This window comes from Dermacoccus sp. CCH2-D9 (assembly GCF_001556795.1).
Taxonomy (GTDB): domain Bacteria; phylum Actinomycetota; class Actinomycetes; order Actinomycetales; family Dermatophilaceae; genus Dermacoccus; species Dermacoccus nishinomiyaensis.
In genome coordinates this window covers 58,914-75,089 of record NZ_LSJT01000009.1, presented here as the reverse complement: position 1 = coordinate 75,089, position 16,176 = coordinate 58,914, and the positions used below count along the sequence as shown (strand labels likewise).

The 16,176-nt window shown below is 69.8% G+C and carries 13 protein-coding genes and 1 tRNA gene; 7 read left to right on the top strand and 7 right to left on the bottom strand.

Annotation, left to right across the window (positions count from 1 at the left end; genetic code table 11):
* Positions 1-84: 84 nt before the first annotated feature.
* Positions 85-897 carry a dioxygenase gene (locus AX669_RS01060; protein ID WP_062256051.1) on the bottom strand — a complete coding sequence of 271 codons (813 nt, stop codon included), beginning with the start codon at positions 895-897 and terminating at the stop codon, positions 85-87.
* A 314-nt stretch (positions 898-1,211) separates the two neighbouring features.
* Here AX669_RS01060 and topA point away from each other — a divergent pair, with 314 nt between their 5' ends.
* Positions 1,212-4,034 carry a type I DNA topoisomerase gene (gene topA, locus AX669_RS01055; RefSeq protein WP_062256049.1) on the top strand — a complete coding sequence of 941 codons (2,823 nt, stop codon included), beginning with the start codon at positions 1,212-1,214 and terminating at the stop codon, positions 4,032-4,034.
* A 61-nt stretch (positions 4,035-4,095) separates the two neighbouring features.
* On the opposite strand, the gene AX669_RS01050 is transcribed toward topA, so the two are convergent.
* Positions 4,096-4,656, bottom strand: coding sequence for a dienelactone hydrolase family protein (locus AX669_RS01050; protein WP_062256048.1), 561 nt, complete (start codon positions 4,654-4,656; stop codon positions 4,096-4,098).
* Positions 4,657-4,751: 95 nt separating this feature from the next.
* Between AX669_RS01050 and AX669_RS01045 the strand changes: the two genes are divergently transcribed.
* From AX669_RS01045 to AX669_RS01020, 6 genes are all read left to right on the top strand, one after another.
* Entirely contained in the window at positions 4,752-5,399 is a 648-nt protein-coding gene (locus AX669_RS01045) for a hypothetical protein (RefSeq protein ID WP_062256046.1), read from the top strand.
* 33 nt (positions 5,400-5,432) lie between these two features.
* Positions 5,433-6,200 carry a MerR family transcriptional regulator gene (locus AX669_RS01040; RefSeq protein WP_062256044.1) on the top strand — a complete coding sequence of 256 codons (768 nt, stop codon included), beginning with the start codon at positions 5,433-5,435 and terminating at the stop codon, positions 6,198-6,200.
* Positions 6,201-6,436: 236 nt separating this feature from the next.
* Positions 6,437-7,243, top strand: coding sequence for a dTMP kinase (gene tmk, locus AX669_RS01035; RefSeq protein WP_082740423.1), 807 nt, complete (start codon positions 6,437-6,439; stop codon positions 7,241-7,243).
* Complete coding sequence (locus AX669_RS01030; RefSeq protein WP_062256042.1) at positions 7,240-8,421, top strand: DNA polymerase III subunit delta'; 1,182 nt, start codon at positions 7,240-7,242, stop codon at positions 8,419-8,421. The genes tmk and AX669_RS01030 overlap by 4 nt, the downstream gene beginning before the upstream one ends.
* Positions 8,422-8,444: 23 nt before the next feature.
* The gene (locus tag AX669_RS01025) at positions 8,445-10,010 is read left to right on the top strand and encodes an alpha/beta hydrolase (RefSeq protein WP_062256039.1); all 1,566 of its coding nucleotides are present in this window, start codon (positions 8,445-8,447) and stop codon (positions 10,008-10,010) included.
* Between the two features lie 180 nt (positions 10,011-10,190).
* Positions 10,191-10,264: transfer RNA gene (locus AX669_RS01020), tRNA-Thr, on the top strand.
* Positions 10,265-10,380: 116 nt separating this feature from the next.
* Here AX669_RS01020 and AX669_RS01015 read toward each other — a convergent pair.
* The 5 genes from AX669_RS01015 to AX669_RS00995 all read right to left on the bottom strand — a co-directional run bounded on the left by AX669_RS01015 (position 10,381) and on the right by AX669_RS00995 (position 16,071).
* Positions 10,381-12,096, bottom strand: coding sequence for an AMP-binding protein (locus tag AX669_RS01015; protein WP_062256037.1), 1,716 nt, complete (start codon positions 12,094-12,096; stop codon positions 10,381-10,383).
* A gap of 60 nt (positions 12,097-12,156) precedes the next feature.
* A complete protein-coding gene (locus AX669_RS01010; RefSeq protein ID WP_062256035.1) occupies positions 12,157-12,765 on the bottom strand; it encodes a response regulator transcription factor in 609 nt (202 codons plus the stop codon).
* 55 nt (positions 12,766-12,820) lie between these two features.
* Positions 12,821-14,029, bottom strand: a complete 1,209-nt coding sequence (locus AX669_RS01005) for a sensor histidine kinase (RefSeq protein WP_006943976.1) — start codon at positions 14,027-14,029, stop codon at positions 12,821-12,823.
* A gap of 106 nt (positions 14,030-14,135) precedes the next feature.
* Complete coding sequence (locus tag AX669_RS01000) at positions 14,136-14,984, bottom strand: ABC transporter permease (RefSeq protein ID WP_062256033.1); 849 nt, start codon at positions 14,982-14,984, stop codon at positions 14,136-14,138.
* A 166-nt stretch (positions 14,985-15,150) separates the two neighbouring features.
* A complete protein-coding gene (locus tag AX669_RS00995) occupies positions 15,151-16,071 on the bottom strand; it encodes an ABC transporter ATP-binding protein (RefSeq protein WP_062256031.1) in 921 nt (306 codons plus the stop codon).
* Positions 16,072-16,176: the final 105 nt, after the last annotated feature.

The following is a 16,176-nucleotide window of genomic DNA, read 5'->3' as shown; positions in this document are numbered from 1 at the left end:
CCCTTCTGCGCTTTTCGTCCACATTCGAATGTGGACGAAAAGCGCAGAAGGGTACGTAGATCGCAGTTGAGTACGGCCGGGGCGTCAGGCCAGCTGCCAGCTGCGCTTGCTCAGGCCGTACCAGAAGCCGTCGACGGTGGTCTGCGCTGACGCCGACGCCGCTCCGTCCGGGTTGGCGGCGCCGAGCGCGACGTAGAGCGGTGCCCAGTGCTCGGTGCGCGGGTGCGCCTCATGGGCGGCGGGGGCCTTCGTCATGAAGTCGAACAGCGCGTCGAGGTCGCCGCTCGCCATCGTCTCGGCGGCCCAGTGGTCGAACTCCGACGACGGCGCTGGCGGGGCGTCGTCAGCGTCACCACTCGGACGGAACCACCGCAGGTTGTGGGTCGTGAACCCGGAACCGATGATGAGCGTCCCCGCGTCGCGCAGCGGCGCGAGCTTGCGGCCCAGCTCGAACAGCTCGACGGGGTCGAGCGTCGGCATCGACATCTGCAGGACGGGCACGTCGGCGTCGGGGAACATCTCGACGAGGGGGACGTACGCGCCGTGGTCGAGACCGCGTGATGGGTCCTGGTGCACGGGCCGCTCGGGTGTGCCGACGAGGCGGGCCACCGATTCGGCGAGTTCGGGCGCGGCGGGCGCATCGTACGTCACCTCGTAGTACTTCTGCGGGAATCCCCAGAAGTCGTAGGTGAGCCCGGCGCCGCTCGTCGACGACACAGTGACGGGCGCATTCTCCCAGTGCGCCGAGACCATGAGGATCTGCTTCGGCTTGGGCAGTTCCTTGCCCCAGGCGGCGAGTTCGGCGGTCCAGGTCGCATCGTCCGCGAGGGGCGGCGCGCCGTGGCTGAGATAGGCGACGGGGAGTCGGTCGTCGGTGGCCTGTGTCGAGGTGCTCATACTGACGAAACTAGTTGACGTATCAACTTTATTCCAGTGGGTCCTCGAGTAGCCGAAACACCGCTCTCGGCCGTCCTCGACATTCCGCTCCGCCCTCGGGCGTCGGTGCAGGGCAGCGCTGTGGGTGCGGGGCCGGGGCGGCGTCACGCGGCCGGACCCGTCACGTCTGGGTCGCGGTGCCCCTCCCGCGTCGCGACGGAGGTGCTCCCGCTGCCCCACGACCGGCTGTCGGTCCCGTCGGGTACGGTCTAGACGACCGCACGCGAAGGCGACGACGAATCCGTGGCCCGTGCGCGAACCGAAGGAGCACCCCAGTGGCGTCAGGCAAGAAACTCGTCATCGTCGAATCGCCCTCGAAGGGCAACAAGATCGCGTCTTATCTGGGCAGCGACTACGTCGTCGATGCCAGCGTCGGGCACATCCGTGACCTGCCGACGCCGAGCGAGATGCCCGCCGACATGAAGAAGGGCCCGTACGGCAAGTTCGCCGTCGACGTCGACAACGGTTTCGCGCCGTACTACGTCGTCGACGCGAACAAGAAGAAGAAGGTCGCCGAGCTCAAGCGCGCTCTGAAGGACGCCGACGAGCTCTACCTCGCCACCGATGAGGACCGCGAGGGCGAGGCCATCGCGTGGCACCTGCTCGAGACGCTGAAGCCGAAGGTGCCGGTCAAGCGCATGGTCTTCCACGAGGTGACGAAGGAAGCCATCCAGCGCGCCGTCAACGACACGCGCGAGCTCGACATGCAGATGGTCAACGCGCAGGAGACGCGCCGCATCCTCGACCGTCTCTACGGCTACGAGGTGTCGCCGGTGCTGTGGCGCAAGGTGCGTGCGGGCCTGTCGGCCGGGCGTGTGCAGTCGGTCGCGACGCGCATGGTCGTCGAGCGTGAGCGGGAGCGCATGGCGTTCCGCGCCGCGTCATACTGGGACGTCGAGGGCGAGTTCGAGGCGAAGTCGAGCCAGGCGTTCACCGCCAAGCTGACGGGCGTCGACGGCGAGCGGGTCGCCTCCGGCCGCGACTTCGGCGACGACGGGCGCCTCAAGAGCTCGGGCGTGCGCCACCTCGACGGTGCGGCGGCCGAGAAGATCGCTGAGGCGACGCGAGCCGGCCACGCCGAGGTCAGTGCCGTCAGCGAGAAGCCGTACTCGCGCAAGCCGAGCGCGCCGTTCATCACCTCGACGCTGCAGCAGGAGGCCAGCCGCAAGCTGCGTCTGGGCTCGAAGGACACGATGCGCGTCGCGCAGCGCCTGTACGAGAACGGCTACATCACGTACATGCGTACCGACTCGGTCGCCCTGTCCGAGCAGGCCATCAGCGCCGCGCGTCAGCAGGCGCGCGACCTGTACGGCGCCGAATACGTGCCGGACGCTCCCCGCCGATACGCGGGCAAGTCGAAGAACGCGCAGGAGGCGCACGAGGCGATCCGCCCGGCCGGTGATCGCTTCCGCACGCCCGCCCAGGTCGCCGGTGAGCTGCGCGGCACCGAGTTCGCGCTGTACGAGCTGATCTGGAAGCGCACCGTCGCCTCGCAGATGGCGGACGCGAAAGGTTCGACGGCGTCGGTGAAGGTCGCCGTCGGGGTCGAGAGTTCGGGTATCGCCAAGCGCGCCGAGTACTCGGCGAGCGGCACCGTCATCACGTTCCGGGGCTTTCTCGCCGCCTACGAGGAGGGCCGCGACGCCGATCGTTACTCGAACGATGACGGCGAGCGTCGCCTGCCCAAGCTGTCCGAGGGTGTCGGCCTCGACGTGCTGCGCGCCGAGGCGTTGGGGCACGAGACGTCGCCGCCCGCGCGTTACACCGAGGCGACGCTGACGAAGGCACTCGAGGAGCGCGGCATCGGCCGCCCGTCGACGTACGCCGCGACGGTCGGCACGATCCAGGATCGCGGGTACGTGCGAACGCGCGGCAGCGCGCTCATCCCGACATGGCTCGCGTTCGCGGTGACGAACCTGCTCGAGACGCACTTCCCCAGCCTCGTCGACTACGACTTCACCGCCTCGATGGAGGAGGGGCTCGACCGCATCGCCGCCGGTGACGAGGAGCGCGCGGCCTGGCTCACGCGCTTCTACTTCGGCGACGAGGGTGAGTCGGCCGAGGGCCTCAAGCAACTCGTCGACGACCTCGGCGAGATCGACGCACGCGGAATCTCCACCATTCCGATCGGCGAGGGTCTCGTCGTGCGCGTCGGGCGGTACGGGCCGTACGTCGAGGAGGAGGTGCCGAACGGCATCGATCCGGCGACGGGTGAGGTCAAGGAGGGCTTCGACCCCGAGAAGGTCGGCGAGAAGCCGCGGCGCGCGTCGATCACGGATGACATCGCGCCCGACGAGATGACGCCTGCGAAGATCCGCGAGCTGCTCGACGCCTCCGACGACGACGGCCGCGTCCTCGGCACCGACCCCGAGTCGGGCCACGAGATCGTCGCCAAGTCGGGACGCTACGGCCCGTACGTCACCGAGGTGCTGCCGGAGGTGACGCCTGCCGACGGTGAGAAGCCGAAGAAGAAGGCGGCGAAGCCGAAGCCGCGCACGGCGTCGCTGTTCAAGGACATGGATCTCGCGACGATCGAGCTCGACACCGCCCTCAAGCTGCTATCGCTGCCGCGCGTCGTCGGCGTCGTCGAAGAGAAGGCGACGGCCGAAGACGGCACGGAGACGACGAAGCAGGTCGAGATCACCGCGCAGAACGGGCGCTACGGGCCGTACCTGAAGAAGGGCACCGACTCGCGCTCGCTCGAGAACGAGGCGCAGCTGTTCACGATCACGCTCGAGGAGGCCGAGGCGATCTACGCCCAGCCGAAGCAACGTGGCCGCGCCGCCGCGAAGCCGCCGCTCAAGGAGTTCGGCGCCGACCCGACGTCCGGCAAGCCCGTTGTCGTCAAGGACGGCCGCTTCGGCGAGTACGTCACCGACGGCGAGACCAACGCGACGCTGCGCAAGGACGACGACGTCGAGACACTGACGGCCGAGCGGGCCTACGAGCTGCTCGCCGAGAAGCGCGCCAAGGGCCCCTCGACGCGCAAGAAGGCCGCCAAGAAGTCGACGAAGAAGGCTGCGACGAAGAAGACCGCCGCCAAGAAGACGACGACGAAGAAGACCGCTGCGAAGAAGACGACGGCCAAGAAGGCCTGACGACTCGCAGCAGCGTCATGACGCCCCGGTTCGAGTGTTGCTCGAGCTGGGGCATCGTCTGTCAGCGGATGAACGCGTCGAACGCGGCGATGCTCGCGTCGCATGCGGCGGCGTCCCCGTCAGGGGTGGCGAGGTCGGTGAAGAGGTGGCCTTCGCCGGGTGCGACGACGTCGTCGAACGGCGCGCCCGAGGTGGTGACGGCGTCGCGCAGCGCGGTGACGTCGGGTTCGCTGATGAACGGGTCGACGGCATGGCGATGCACCTGGACAGGGACGCCGCTCCAGGTTCCGTCGCGCGGCGCTTCGACGTTGTGTAGGAGCACCGCGGCACGCGCGTCGGGTCGCTTCGCCGCGAACGCCTGAGCGAAGAACGCGCCGAGCGAGAAACCGGCGAGGACGGCGTCGGCGGGCGCGTCGTCGAGTGCCGTGCGCGCACGATCCATGAGGGCGCGAACGCCCACGGCGTCGCGGTGGGCGAGCCCGTCGTCGGTCGAGACGAACACGTGCCCGTCGTAGTAGTCGGGGGTGACGACGACGTGGCCGAGCCCGCGCAGGGCGTCAGCGAAGTCGAGGACGGCCGTGCGCAGGCCGAGCGCTGAGTGGAACAGGACGATGTGAGCCATGGTCCCAGTGTCGTTCTTGAACGTGTTCAAAACATGCGAGGATGGGTGAGAGATGCGGCGCCGATGGGCGCGGCAGGACGACCGGGAGAGACATCGTGGCGAAGATGCTCGGCGCAGGAATGACGGGGGCGGGCGCGTCGAGCGCCGGCTCGCTTTCGGGGTCGCGAACGTCCGTGTGGCACACGGGCGGGCGGGCCGCCGTCATCGGTGTGGGGTCTGTGGCGGCGGGTTTCGTCGTCTCGTCGGTCGCTGTCGCCGTCGCCTGGGTCCGCGGCCCTGCCGATGCCTACTCGCCCGCAAACTGGCTGAGTGACGCCGGGCTGGCGCTGGCGCTGCCGTGCGCCGTCATTGCGTGGGGCCTCGCGGCGTGGTCGTTGCACCTGACACGGGGGCTCACGATGGGGGCGCGGCAGTTCTCGCTCGTGCTGTGGGGCGCGGCGACGCCGTGCGTCTACGGCTTTCTCGCGATGCTCTCGTTCGGTGTGTTCGGTGGCGACTGGGCCGGTGGCGGGCTCTTCTGGTCGGCGACGACCCTGATCGGCTTCTGCATCTGGTTCGTCACGTTGACGCCGATGTTCATCATGCTCATCGCACGGCCTCTGCTCTCGCGCGACCCGGCGACGGTGCCAGACTTGCCCGGGGCCGCTGCGGTGAACGGTCGCGACGAGCGCGACGAGGACATCGAAACCGGGATGATTGGCGCGCGCGCCTGCCTGCGAGAGGTCTTTCGGCGCGAACCTTGACCCTGACGTGACGTGAGGCGATGGAGTGAGGTCATGACCGACGAACTGACGGTGGGGCAGGTGGCGGCACGTTTCGGCGTCACCGTCCGCACGCTGCATCACTACGACGCGATCGGGCTCGTGCGTCCGAGCGAACGTGGCTGGAACGGATACCGGCTGTACACGCCGGCGGACGTGCAACGCCTCGCTCGGGTCGTGCTGCTACGGCGCCTCGAGATGCCGCTCGCGGACATCGCCGAGGCGCTCGACGAACCGGCCGTGCTGGCGGCACTCCTCGTCGAGCACAGGGAAGCGGTCATGGCCAGGCGCGACGAGCTCGATGCGCTGGTCGACGCGATCGACACCGCACTCACATCGGAGGCAACCATGAGCAAATATCAGATCAGCAGCGCCGAGATGAAGGAGATCTTCGGCACCGGTTACGACGAGGCGTACGACGTCGAGGCGCAACAGCGTTGGGGTGGGACGGAGGAATTCGCAGAATCCCGGCGCCGCGCCAAGAGCTACGACAAGGCGACCTGGCATCGCATCAAGGCCGAGTCGGACGAGGTGTTGGCGGCATTCGCCACGGCGATGCGTGACGGCGCGGCACCCGGCAGCGCGCAGGCCGACGCCGCAGTTCAGGCGCACCGCGACCAGATCGAACGCTGGTTCAATCCGGTGCCTCTGCCGATGCTCCGGGGGATGGGCGCCATGTACAGCACCGACCCACGCTTCGCGCAGACCTACGACGACGTCGAGCCCGGCCTTGCCGCGTACGTCACGGAGGTGATCGCCGCCTACTGTGACAGCCGGGGCTGACGGTCGACACGCGTCCCTCTCGCCGGGGCCGTGCTGCCGGCGGGCGTGGACCGCTGCCCGACTTTTGTGCATCTGCACGAGGAATGTGCCGCATATTCCTCGTGCAGATGCGCAAAAGTCGCGCAGCTGGCAGGCGGCGCTTGTCGCGACCCCGTACGGTGGCCCAGCGACGCTCCCCAGCAGGCGATTTCTGCGAGTTTCCGGGGTTGTCGGACGCACTGGGTAGGGTGAGCGCCATGCCCGACGACCTGCGCCTCGACGTCGAAACGCTGCGCGCCTCGAGTGACGTCATCAGCGACGCCACGACCGACGCCGTCGCAGATGTCGACGCCAACACCAAGGGCGCACCAAGTGTCAGCACCGCAGCCGGCGACGAGGTCGCGGCCGACGTTGCCGCGCACGGGCTGTTCGTCACGTTCGAAGGTGGTGACGGCGCGGGCAAGACGACGCAGATCGAGCGTGCCGCTGCGTGGCTGCGTGAACTGGGCCGTGAGGTCGTCATCACGCGTGAACCGGGCGGTACCCCGCTGGGCGTGGAGATCAGGCGGCTCCTGCTCCATGGCGACGACGTCGCGTCGCGCGCCGAGGCCCTGCTCTACGCCGCCGACCGGGCGCACCACGTCGAGACGCTCGTGCGACCGGCCCTCGCGCGCGGTGCGGTAGTGCTGCAGGATCGCTACATCGACTCCTCGATCGCCTACCAGGGCGCCGGTCGTGCGCTGGCCGCCGACGACGTCGAGTCCATCTCACGCTGGGCGACGCGCGGGCTGACGCCGGACGTCACGGTGCTCATCGACGTCTCGCCCGAGGTCGCGCGCGAACGTCGCGGCGCGCGCGGTGCCGAAGACAGGCTCGAACGTGAGGCCGACGACTTCCACACCCGCGTGCGCGAGCACTTCCTCTGCCTCGCCGCGCGCGACGAGGCGCGCTACCTCGTCCTCGACGCGGGTCGCTCGCGCGACGACCTCACCGCCGCCGTCCGCACACGACTCGAACAGCTCCTCAAGAGCGGCACGACGCGCGCATCAGGCGGCCCCTCATGAGTGACGTCGCGACGACCCGCCGGGTGCCGGGCGTCGGCGAGGGCGTATGGCGTGATCTCGTCGGTCAACAGGAGGCGGTGCGCACGTTGAGCGAGGCCGTCGGCGACGCCCGTCGCATGACGCATGCGTGGCTCATCACCGGCCCGCCCGGCTCGGGCCGTTCCAACGCGGCTCGCTCGTTCGCTGCCGCGCTCGAGTGCCCGCAGGGCGGGTGCGGGGAGTGTCGCGAGTGCCGGACGACGATCGACGGCTCCCACGCCGACGTGCAGATCGTCTCGACGAGCGGCCTCACGATCCAGGTGCGCGAAGCGCGCGATCTGGCGTTGCAGGCGCAGTCGTCGCCGACGGTCGGGCGCTGGCGCGTCATCGTCATCGAGGACGCCGACCGTCTCACCGAACGCGCCGCCGACGCGCTGCTCAAGGCGCTCGAAGAACCCGTCCCGCGCACCGTGTGGCTGCTGTGCGCGCCGAGCGTCGAGGACGTCATCGTGACGATCCGCAGCCGTTCACGCCACGTCCGCCTGCGCATCCCGCCGCCCGACGACGTCGCCGAACTGCTCGTGCGCCGCGACGGCGTCGACCCCGCCATGGCGGCGTACGCGGCACGCGCGGCGCAGTCGCACATCGGCATCGCGCGGCGCCTGGCGCGTGACGAGGGGGCGCGCATCCGGCGGCGCGAGACGATCCTGCTCGCGCTGCGTATCCGCGGGCTCGGCGACGCCATGAAGGCGGCAGCTGATCTCGCCTCGATCGCCGAGGACGAGTCGGGTGCATCGTCGGGGGAGCGCAACGCCGCCGAGAAGGCCAAGCTGATGGAGCAGCTCGGCGCCGACCCGAGCGCGCGCACGCAGCCGCCCCACGTGCGCTCGGCGATCAACCAGCTCGAGAAGGAGCAGAAGACGCGGGCGACGCGTTTCGGTCGTGACGTCATCGACCGCGCCCTCGTCGATCTCGCCTCGATGTATCGCGACGCGCTCGTGGTGCGCTGGGGCGATCCGGTGCCGCTCGTGAACGCCGACATCGTCGACGACGTCGGCCGGCTCGCGCGCGCGTTCACCCCCGAAGGGCTGCTGCTCGCGCTCGACGCCATCAGCACCGCGCGTGAGCGCATCGCCGCCAACGTCCCCCCGCTGCTGGCCCTCGAAGCCATGTGCATCTCGCTCGAACTGCCCTCATGAGGCAGCCGGATAGGAGTCGCCCCGTGAAGAACATCGCGCGCTCGCGCCTGACGCAGGTGGCCGCGCTCGCGGCTGCGTCGATGCTCGCCGTCGGTGGGTGCAGCACGTCGTCTCCCACCTCGTCGGCGTCGTCGGACTCATCGGGCGGCGGCGCTGCGTCCGCCTCGTCGGCCGCAGGAACGGCCGCGACCGGTCCGCTCAGTGCGTTCTACACGCAGCAGCTCGACTGGAAGAGCTGCGACGATGGCGAGTGCGCGAAGCTGCGCGTGCCCATCGACTACGCGAAGCCGAGCGGCCCGAGCATCGAGGTCGCCGTCAACCGCCTGAAGGCGACGGGGACGAAGAAAGGCTCACTCGTCGTCAACCCCGGCGGCCCCGGTGGCTCGGGCGTCGACTATGCCGCGGCGGCCGACCAGATCGTCAGCAGGTCGGTGCGCGACAGCTACGACATTGTCGGGTTCGACCCGCGCGGTGTGCAGCGTTCGGCCGCGATCACGTGCGTCGACGACGCGACGCTCGATCAGTTCATGGGTTCCGACCCCTCACCCGACGACAAGAGCGAGCAGAACGCGCTGCTGGCCGGCGACAAGAAGCTCGCCGACGCGTGCAAGAAGAACGCCGGCCCGCTGCTCGGCCACGTCAGCACCGAGGAGGTCGCGAAGGACATGGACGTCCTGCGTGCGGCTCTCGGCGAGCAGAAGTTGAACTTCCTCGGCAAGTCGTACGGCACGATGCTCGGCGCGACGTACGCCGACCTGTTCGCCAAGAACGTCGGGCGCATGGTGCTCGACGGCGTCCTGCCGCCCGATCTGACGATGCAGCAGATCAACGAGGGGCAGGCGACCGGCTTCGAGAAGGCGCTCGACGCCTACCTCGCCGATTGCGTCTCGGGCGGCAAGTGCCCGCTCGGGTCCGATGCCGCGTCCGCGAAGAAGAAGCTGCAGACCTGGCTCGCCGGCCTCGACGCCAAACCCATCAAGGCGAGCGGCGACAAACGCCTCAGCACCCTGACGGAGGGCTGGGCGATCAACGGAATCGCCGCGTCGCTCTACGACCAGGCGAAGTGGGGTGAGCTGACGCAGGCGCTGCGCAGCGCACTCGGTGGTGACGGCACGCAGCTGCTCAACGCGGGCAAGAGCTACGCCGAGCGCAACGACGACGGCACGTACCAGAGCAACATGATGCAGGTGCTCAACGCCGTGACGTGCCTCGACCGCCCGGCGCCGACCGGCGGCGTGGCCGAGTACGAGAAGGACGCGGAGGCGTTCTCGAAAAAGGCGCCGACGTGGGGCAGGCAGATGGCGTGGGCCGGCGCGGTGTGCGCCGACTGGCCGGTCAAGACCACGGGCAGACCGCACGAGGTGAAGGCGGCCGGGTCGGCGCCGATCGTCGTCCTCGGCACGACCCGTGACCCCGCGACGCCGTACGAGTGGAGCGAACGCCTCGCCGGTGAACTGCAGAACAGCCGTTTCATCAGCTACGACGGTGACGGCCACACCGCCTACGGGCGCGGTTCCCAGTGCGTCGACGATGCCGTCGACCACTACCTCGTCGACGGCTCCGATCCTGCGAAGAAGACCACCTGCTGAATCGGGCTGACGGCGCGTCCTACGCCGGGCGCACCGAGCCGCCGTAGGCGCCCAACCATGGGGAGGCGCCGCGGCTGCTGGGGTTGGTGCCCCCTGGGGCAGCGAGCGGGCGGGATTGGCGCCCCCCGCGCCGCTCGTGTAAAGTTTTGCCTCGCTGCCGGAGATATCCGATCAGCGGTTGCCGCTTTAGCTCAGTCGGCCAGAGCGTCTCACTCGTAATGAGAAGGTCGTCGGTTCGATTCCGACAAGCGGCTCCGAAGAAAGGCCCCCGAAGATTCGGGGGCCTTTCGCGTGCCCGGGCCCGGCCGACGATACGGCCCGCCCACGACAAGCACCGGCACCGCGGCGAGCGCCGCGCCGGCGTCGCAGGTCAGTGCTCGAAGTCGTCGTCGCGGAACTCGCCGTCCGGGCGCACGTCGTCGCGGGCGAGGTCGTTCTCGCGGCCGCGGAGTTCGACGCGGCGGATCTTGCCCGAGATCGTCTTGGGCAGTTCGGCGAACTCGAGTCGGCGCACGCGCTGCCACGGCGCGAGGCGCTCGCGGGCGAAGGCGAAGATGCTCTCGGCGGTCGCCGCGTCCGGCGAACCGCCTTCGACGAGAACGAGATACGCCTTCGGGACGGCGAGTCGCACGGCGTCGGGGGCGGGCACGATCGCCGCTTCGGCGACGGCAGGGTGCTCGATGAGCACCGACTCCAGCTCGAACGGGCTGATCTTGTAGTCGCTCGCCTTGAACACGTCGTCGGTGCGCCCGATGTAGCTGATGTACCCCTCGTCGTCGATCGCGGCGACGTCGCCCGTGTGGTAGAAACCGCCCGCCATCGCGTCGGTGTTGCGGGCCTCGTCGCCGAGGTAACCCGTCATGAGTGGCAGGGGGTGGGCGGCGAGGTCGAGGCAGATCTCGCCCTCACCGGCGCCGTCGAGCCGTTCGCCGCTCAGCGGGTCGACGATGACGACGGGCACGCCCGGCAGCGGGCGTCCCATCGACCCGGGCTTCACCGCCGAGCCGGGCGTGTTGCCGACGGCGGCCGTCATCTCCGTCTGGCCGTAGCCGTCGCGGATCGTCAGGCCCCACGCCCGTTCGATCTGCGTGATGACCTCCGGATTGAGCGGTTCACCCGCGCCGATCAGTTCGCGCAGCGCGCCGCGCCCACCGGTCAGGTCGGCGTTGATGAGCATGCGCCACACCGTCGGCGGCGCACAGAACGTGGTCACCTCGCGGGCGCGCAGTTGCTGCAGCAGGGCGGCGGGGGAGAAGCGCGTGTAGTTGTAGACGAAGATCGTCGCCTCGGCGATCCACGGCGCGAAGAAGCACGACCATGCGTGCTTCGCCCATCCCGGGCTCGAGATGTTGAGGTGGACGTCACCGGGGCGCAGACCGAGCCAGTACATCGTCGACAGGTGACCGATCGGGTAGGAGGCCTGCGTGTGCTCGACGAGCTTGGGGCGACTCGTCGTGCCGGAGGTGAAGTAGTACAGCAGCGGATCGCCCGGCGCGGTGCCCGGGTGCTCGGTGGGCGGGACGTCGCCGACGCGGCGATACGCCCCGTGCAGGTCGGACCACCCGTCCGCCGCGCCGACGCTGAGCCGCGTGTACTCGCCCGGCACGCCCGAGAACTTGTCGACGTCGCCCGCGTTGGCGACGACGTGCCGCACCCCGCCGCGCGCGATGCGGTCGCGCAGATCGGCGGGCCCGACGGCCGTCGTCGTCGGCATGATGATCGCGCCGAGCTTCATGACGGCGAGCATGAGATCCCACAGTTCGATCTGGTTGCCGAGCATGAGGACGACAGGGTCACCGCGCTTCACGCCCTGCTCTGCGAGCCACGTGGCGTCGGAGCGGCGCGCCATCTCGTCGTACGTCACCTCGAGCGACGAACTGTCCTCCTCGACGATGACGATGGCTGTGCGGTGGTTGCCGCGCGCGACGGCGTCGAACCAGTCGATCGCCCAGTTGAAGCGGTCGCCGACATCGGGCCACGTGAACGTCGCCACAGCGTCGTCATGGCGTCCGCGCAGCTCGAGGAGTGAGTCGCGCGCGGCGCGGTAGGCCTCGGTGGGGGAGAGGTTGGAGGCGGTGGTCGTCATGGGACGACATTGCCAAATGCGAGCCCGGTTACTGCGTGGTACGTGTGAAGTGGGTCACGTTCACAGCCACCCGTTCTCCTGCGCGATGCGCACGGCATCGGCGCGGGTGCGTCCGCTCGTCTTGCCGATGGCTGACGACAGGTGGTTGCGCACCGTGCCCTCCGACAGGAACACGGCGCGGGCGATATCGGCCACGGTGCCGCCGGCTGCGGCGGCGCGCAGGACGTCGAGTTCGCGTGCCGTCAGCGGTGATTCGCCGAACACGAGACTGTCGGCGGCGAGCTGCGGGTCGACGACACGCAGGCCCGCGTGGACGCGGCGCACGGCGTCGGCGAGTTGCGTCGCCGGGGTGTCCTTGACGACGAACCCCTGCACCCCCGCCTGCATCGCGCGCCGCAGGAAGCCGGGCCGACCGAACGTCGTGACGATGAGGATCTTCACCGCGGGCAGCGCCTGACGCAGCGCGGCGCTCGCCTCGAGGCCGTCCATGCCGGGCATCTCGACGTCCATGAGGACGACGTCCGGCGCGTGCTCGCGGCACGCGTCGAGCACCTCGTCACCCCGCCCGACCTCGGCGACGACCTCGAGGTCGCTCTCCAGATCGAGCAGTGCCGCGAGCGCGCCACGCACCATCGCCTGATCGTCAGCGATGAGAAGTCGGATCGTCATGGTCGGCCTTTCGTCGTCGTTCCCCGCAGGGCGAATCCACCTGCGTAGGCGCGCCTCACTCGACGCCCCGTCGCCCGGCAGCTGCGCCGTCGTCGGTGCCCGAGGCCGGCGCATCACGCGTCAACACGTCCAGCGTGAACCCGTCGTCGCTGCGCGTCTCGACGACGGCACCGACGGCCGCGGCGCGTTCGCGCAGACCCGTGAGCCCGTTACCGTCGCCGGCGTTCGCAGCAGCGCCACGACCGTCGTCGCGCACACTCAGACGCGTCGGGGAGAGAGCGATCGTCACGTGCGAGGCGCCCGCGTGGCGGATGACGTTCGTCGTCGCCTCGCGCACGGCCCAGGCGAACAGTTCACGCAGGTCGGGGGAGACGTCGTCGACGTGGCGGGGCAGGTCGACGGCGATACTGGCGTCGGCGAATGCCCTTCTCGCCCGGGCGAGTTCGCCCGACAGCGACATCTCGCGATACCCCGAGACGGTCGTGCGCACGTCGGCCAATGCCCCGCGCGCCAGCTGCTCGAGCTCCGCGATCTGCGTCTTCGCCTTCTCGGGATCGACGTCGACGAGCTTGCCCGCGAGCTCCGCCTTCATCGTGATGACGGTGAGCGAATGACCGAGGATGTCGTGCAGATCGCGCGCCATCCGGTTGCGCTCGTCCTGCACGCGCAGCAGCGCTGCATCCTCGCGGGCCGCTTCCGCGTCGCGTGTGCGTTCGGCCGAGAACGCGCCGAGCCCGGAGGCCAGCCCCGACGCCACGGCCGCGAACAGCAGGCCCGGCTGCAGCGACGAACCGGTGAGCGCGTGGCTGAGCGACGCCGTCGCCGTGACGACGCTGAGCGCGAGCGCCGCGCCGAGCAGCGGCGTCATCCCGAGCATGAAGATGACGAGCGAATACGGCAACAGTGCGAAGGCGTCCTGGCCGATGAGGGGCGCTGCGCTCAGCATGCAGGCGGCGACGACGAGCGCCGACGTCGCGACGACGGCCTGCGTCGAGCGGGTGCGCGGGGTGCCGCTCCAGAGCCGACGCATCGTCGCCGCGATGACGGGGACATAGACGGCCGCGCCCGCAAGCAGCAGCAGGGCGCCGGCGGTGCGGCGGCCGCCGTCGGCGATGTTCTCCGTGACGGGTTGCACGAGGAAGATCAGCCAGAACACGACCCAGAACCAGGCGAGCATGCCGCGGGTGCGCGCGCGCCGGGCGCCGACGTTGCGGGTGCGGGCCTGCTCTCGAGGCCAGGCCAGGGCGGGTCGTCGCGGGCTCACGTGGCCCAACCTATCCGGGTCGCACGGGCCTGGTGGCGGATCGTGCACGCCGCCGTGCTGGCCGGCAGAGTCTCGATCCGGCACCGGGCGTCGGGGTACGCGTTGCTCACACGCGCGCCGTGTCGCGACGGAAGCTCCAGGCGGCGCCACCGATGAACAGCAGGCCCCACGCGACGAGGTTGAGCGCCCACACGAGGTGGAAGCTGCCGTGACCGCCCGACGTCGTGAGCGACAGCGGCCACTGGGCGAGCTTGCCGATGCCGTACATCGGCGTGAACTGGGCGAAGTGATCGAACGTCGAGCCGTCCTTGATCGGGAAGAAGATGCCGCCGAGCATCGACATGATGGCCATGAGCCCACCGAGCATCTGCATGACGGAATCACTCGGCAGCAGGTATCCGAGCAGCAACCCGAGCGCCGCGAACACGAGCGAACCCGCGATGATGACGGCGCCCGCCTCGAGCCACGACAGCACGTCGGCGTGCGCCTTGCCCGAACCGAGACCGGCCGCGAACGTCACGCTGACGGCGATGAGCGCCATGACGATCGCGGCGATCATCTTTATGACGATGTACGCGACCGGTTGCAGAGGCGTCAGGCGCAACTGCCGGGACCACCCCGCCGCGCGCTCGATCGAGACGCTCGCGCCGGCGCTGGTGGCCGCCATGATCGCGCCGTACAGCGCCATGTTCACCATGAGATAAGCGTTGACGTTCGCGACCACACCGTTGCCGATCACCTGATCGCCCTCGGAGATCGAACTCGCGACGAAGAAGAACATCGCGATGGGGAAGATGAGCGTGAAGATCAAGCTGCGCCTGTTGCGCAGCACCCGCCTCAGCTCCAGGCCCATGACGCGGGCGTTGAGGCCGCTGCCTCGCGGCGCTCGACGCTCCGACGGGTCGAGGGGCGCGCCGTCGAGACGCGGGGTGAAGGTGCTCGTCGTGGTGGACATGGCAGACCTGCTTTCGAGAGGGGCGCTCGTCCTCTGCGTGCAAATGCACCCGGGTGCATCTGCACGCAGAGAACAGGGTGCCGACGTGGTCGGGATGGGGAGCGAGAGGTGAAGTGAGGAAGCGCGAGAGAGGGTGAGAACCCGAAGGGGTGAGGGGGAAAGGCCGTCAGCGGGACACGGTGGCGCGCGCTTCGGACGGCGAGGTCAGCTCGACGAAGGCGTCCTCGATGCCGCGCGAGGTGATGTCGAGGCTGTGCGCCGTTGTGCGCGTGAGGAGTTCGCGTGCGACGGCGTCGCTGTCACTCGTGTGGACGACGATCTGGTCGCCGTGGACGTCGACGCCCGAGACGCCCTCGATCGCCTCGACGAGGGCGATGTCCGCGTCGGGCCAGGTCGCGCTCACGCGTCGGCCACCGCCCGCTGCGCGGATGTCGCTGCTCGAGCCGTCGGCGACGATCTCGCCGTCCCGCATGACGACGACGCGGTCGGCCCACGCGTCGGCCTCCTCGAGGTAGTGGGTGGCGAACAGGATCGTTCGGCCGCGCGCGGCGTCGGCATGGATGGCCTCCCAGAAGGCCCGGCGGGCGTTGACGTCCATGCCTGTCGTCGGTTCGTCGAGCACGATGAGCGCGGGGTCGGGCACGAGCGCCATCGCGAACCGCACGCGCTGCTGTTCGCCCCCGGAGCACTTGCCGAGGCGCCGGTCGGCGAGGTCGGTGATGCCGGCGGTGGCGAGGACGTCGTCGACGGGCCGGGCGTCGGGGAACAAGGCGGCGACGTACTCGACGCTCTCGCGCACCGTCAGATCCTTGAGCAGTCCGCCGGTCTGCATGACGGCGGCGACGAGGCCACGCGCGACGGCCGCGTGCGGCGTCATGCCGAAGACGGTGACGTTGCCCGTCGTCGGTTCGCTCAGGCCGAGGATCATGTCGATCGTCGTCGTCTTGCCCGCGCCGTTGGGGCCGAGGAACGCGACGACCTCGCCGGGCGCGATCTCGAGGTCGACCCCACGGACGGCCTCGACGCGCCCGTGCTTGCCGGGGAAGGTCTTCGTCACGCCGGTGAGGGTGATGGCTGCGTTGTTCATGCCTCCAGCCTCGTCGCGGTGGGCGGAGCGGGCCTCGGGCGGACGTCACGACCGCGCCATGACAAGTGTCGCGAGTCGACGCTGCGGCGGCGGCCGGCCGTCAGT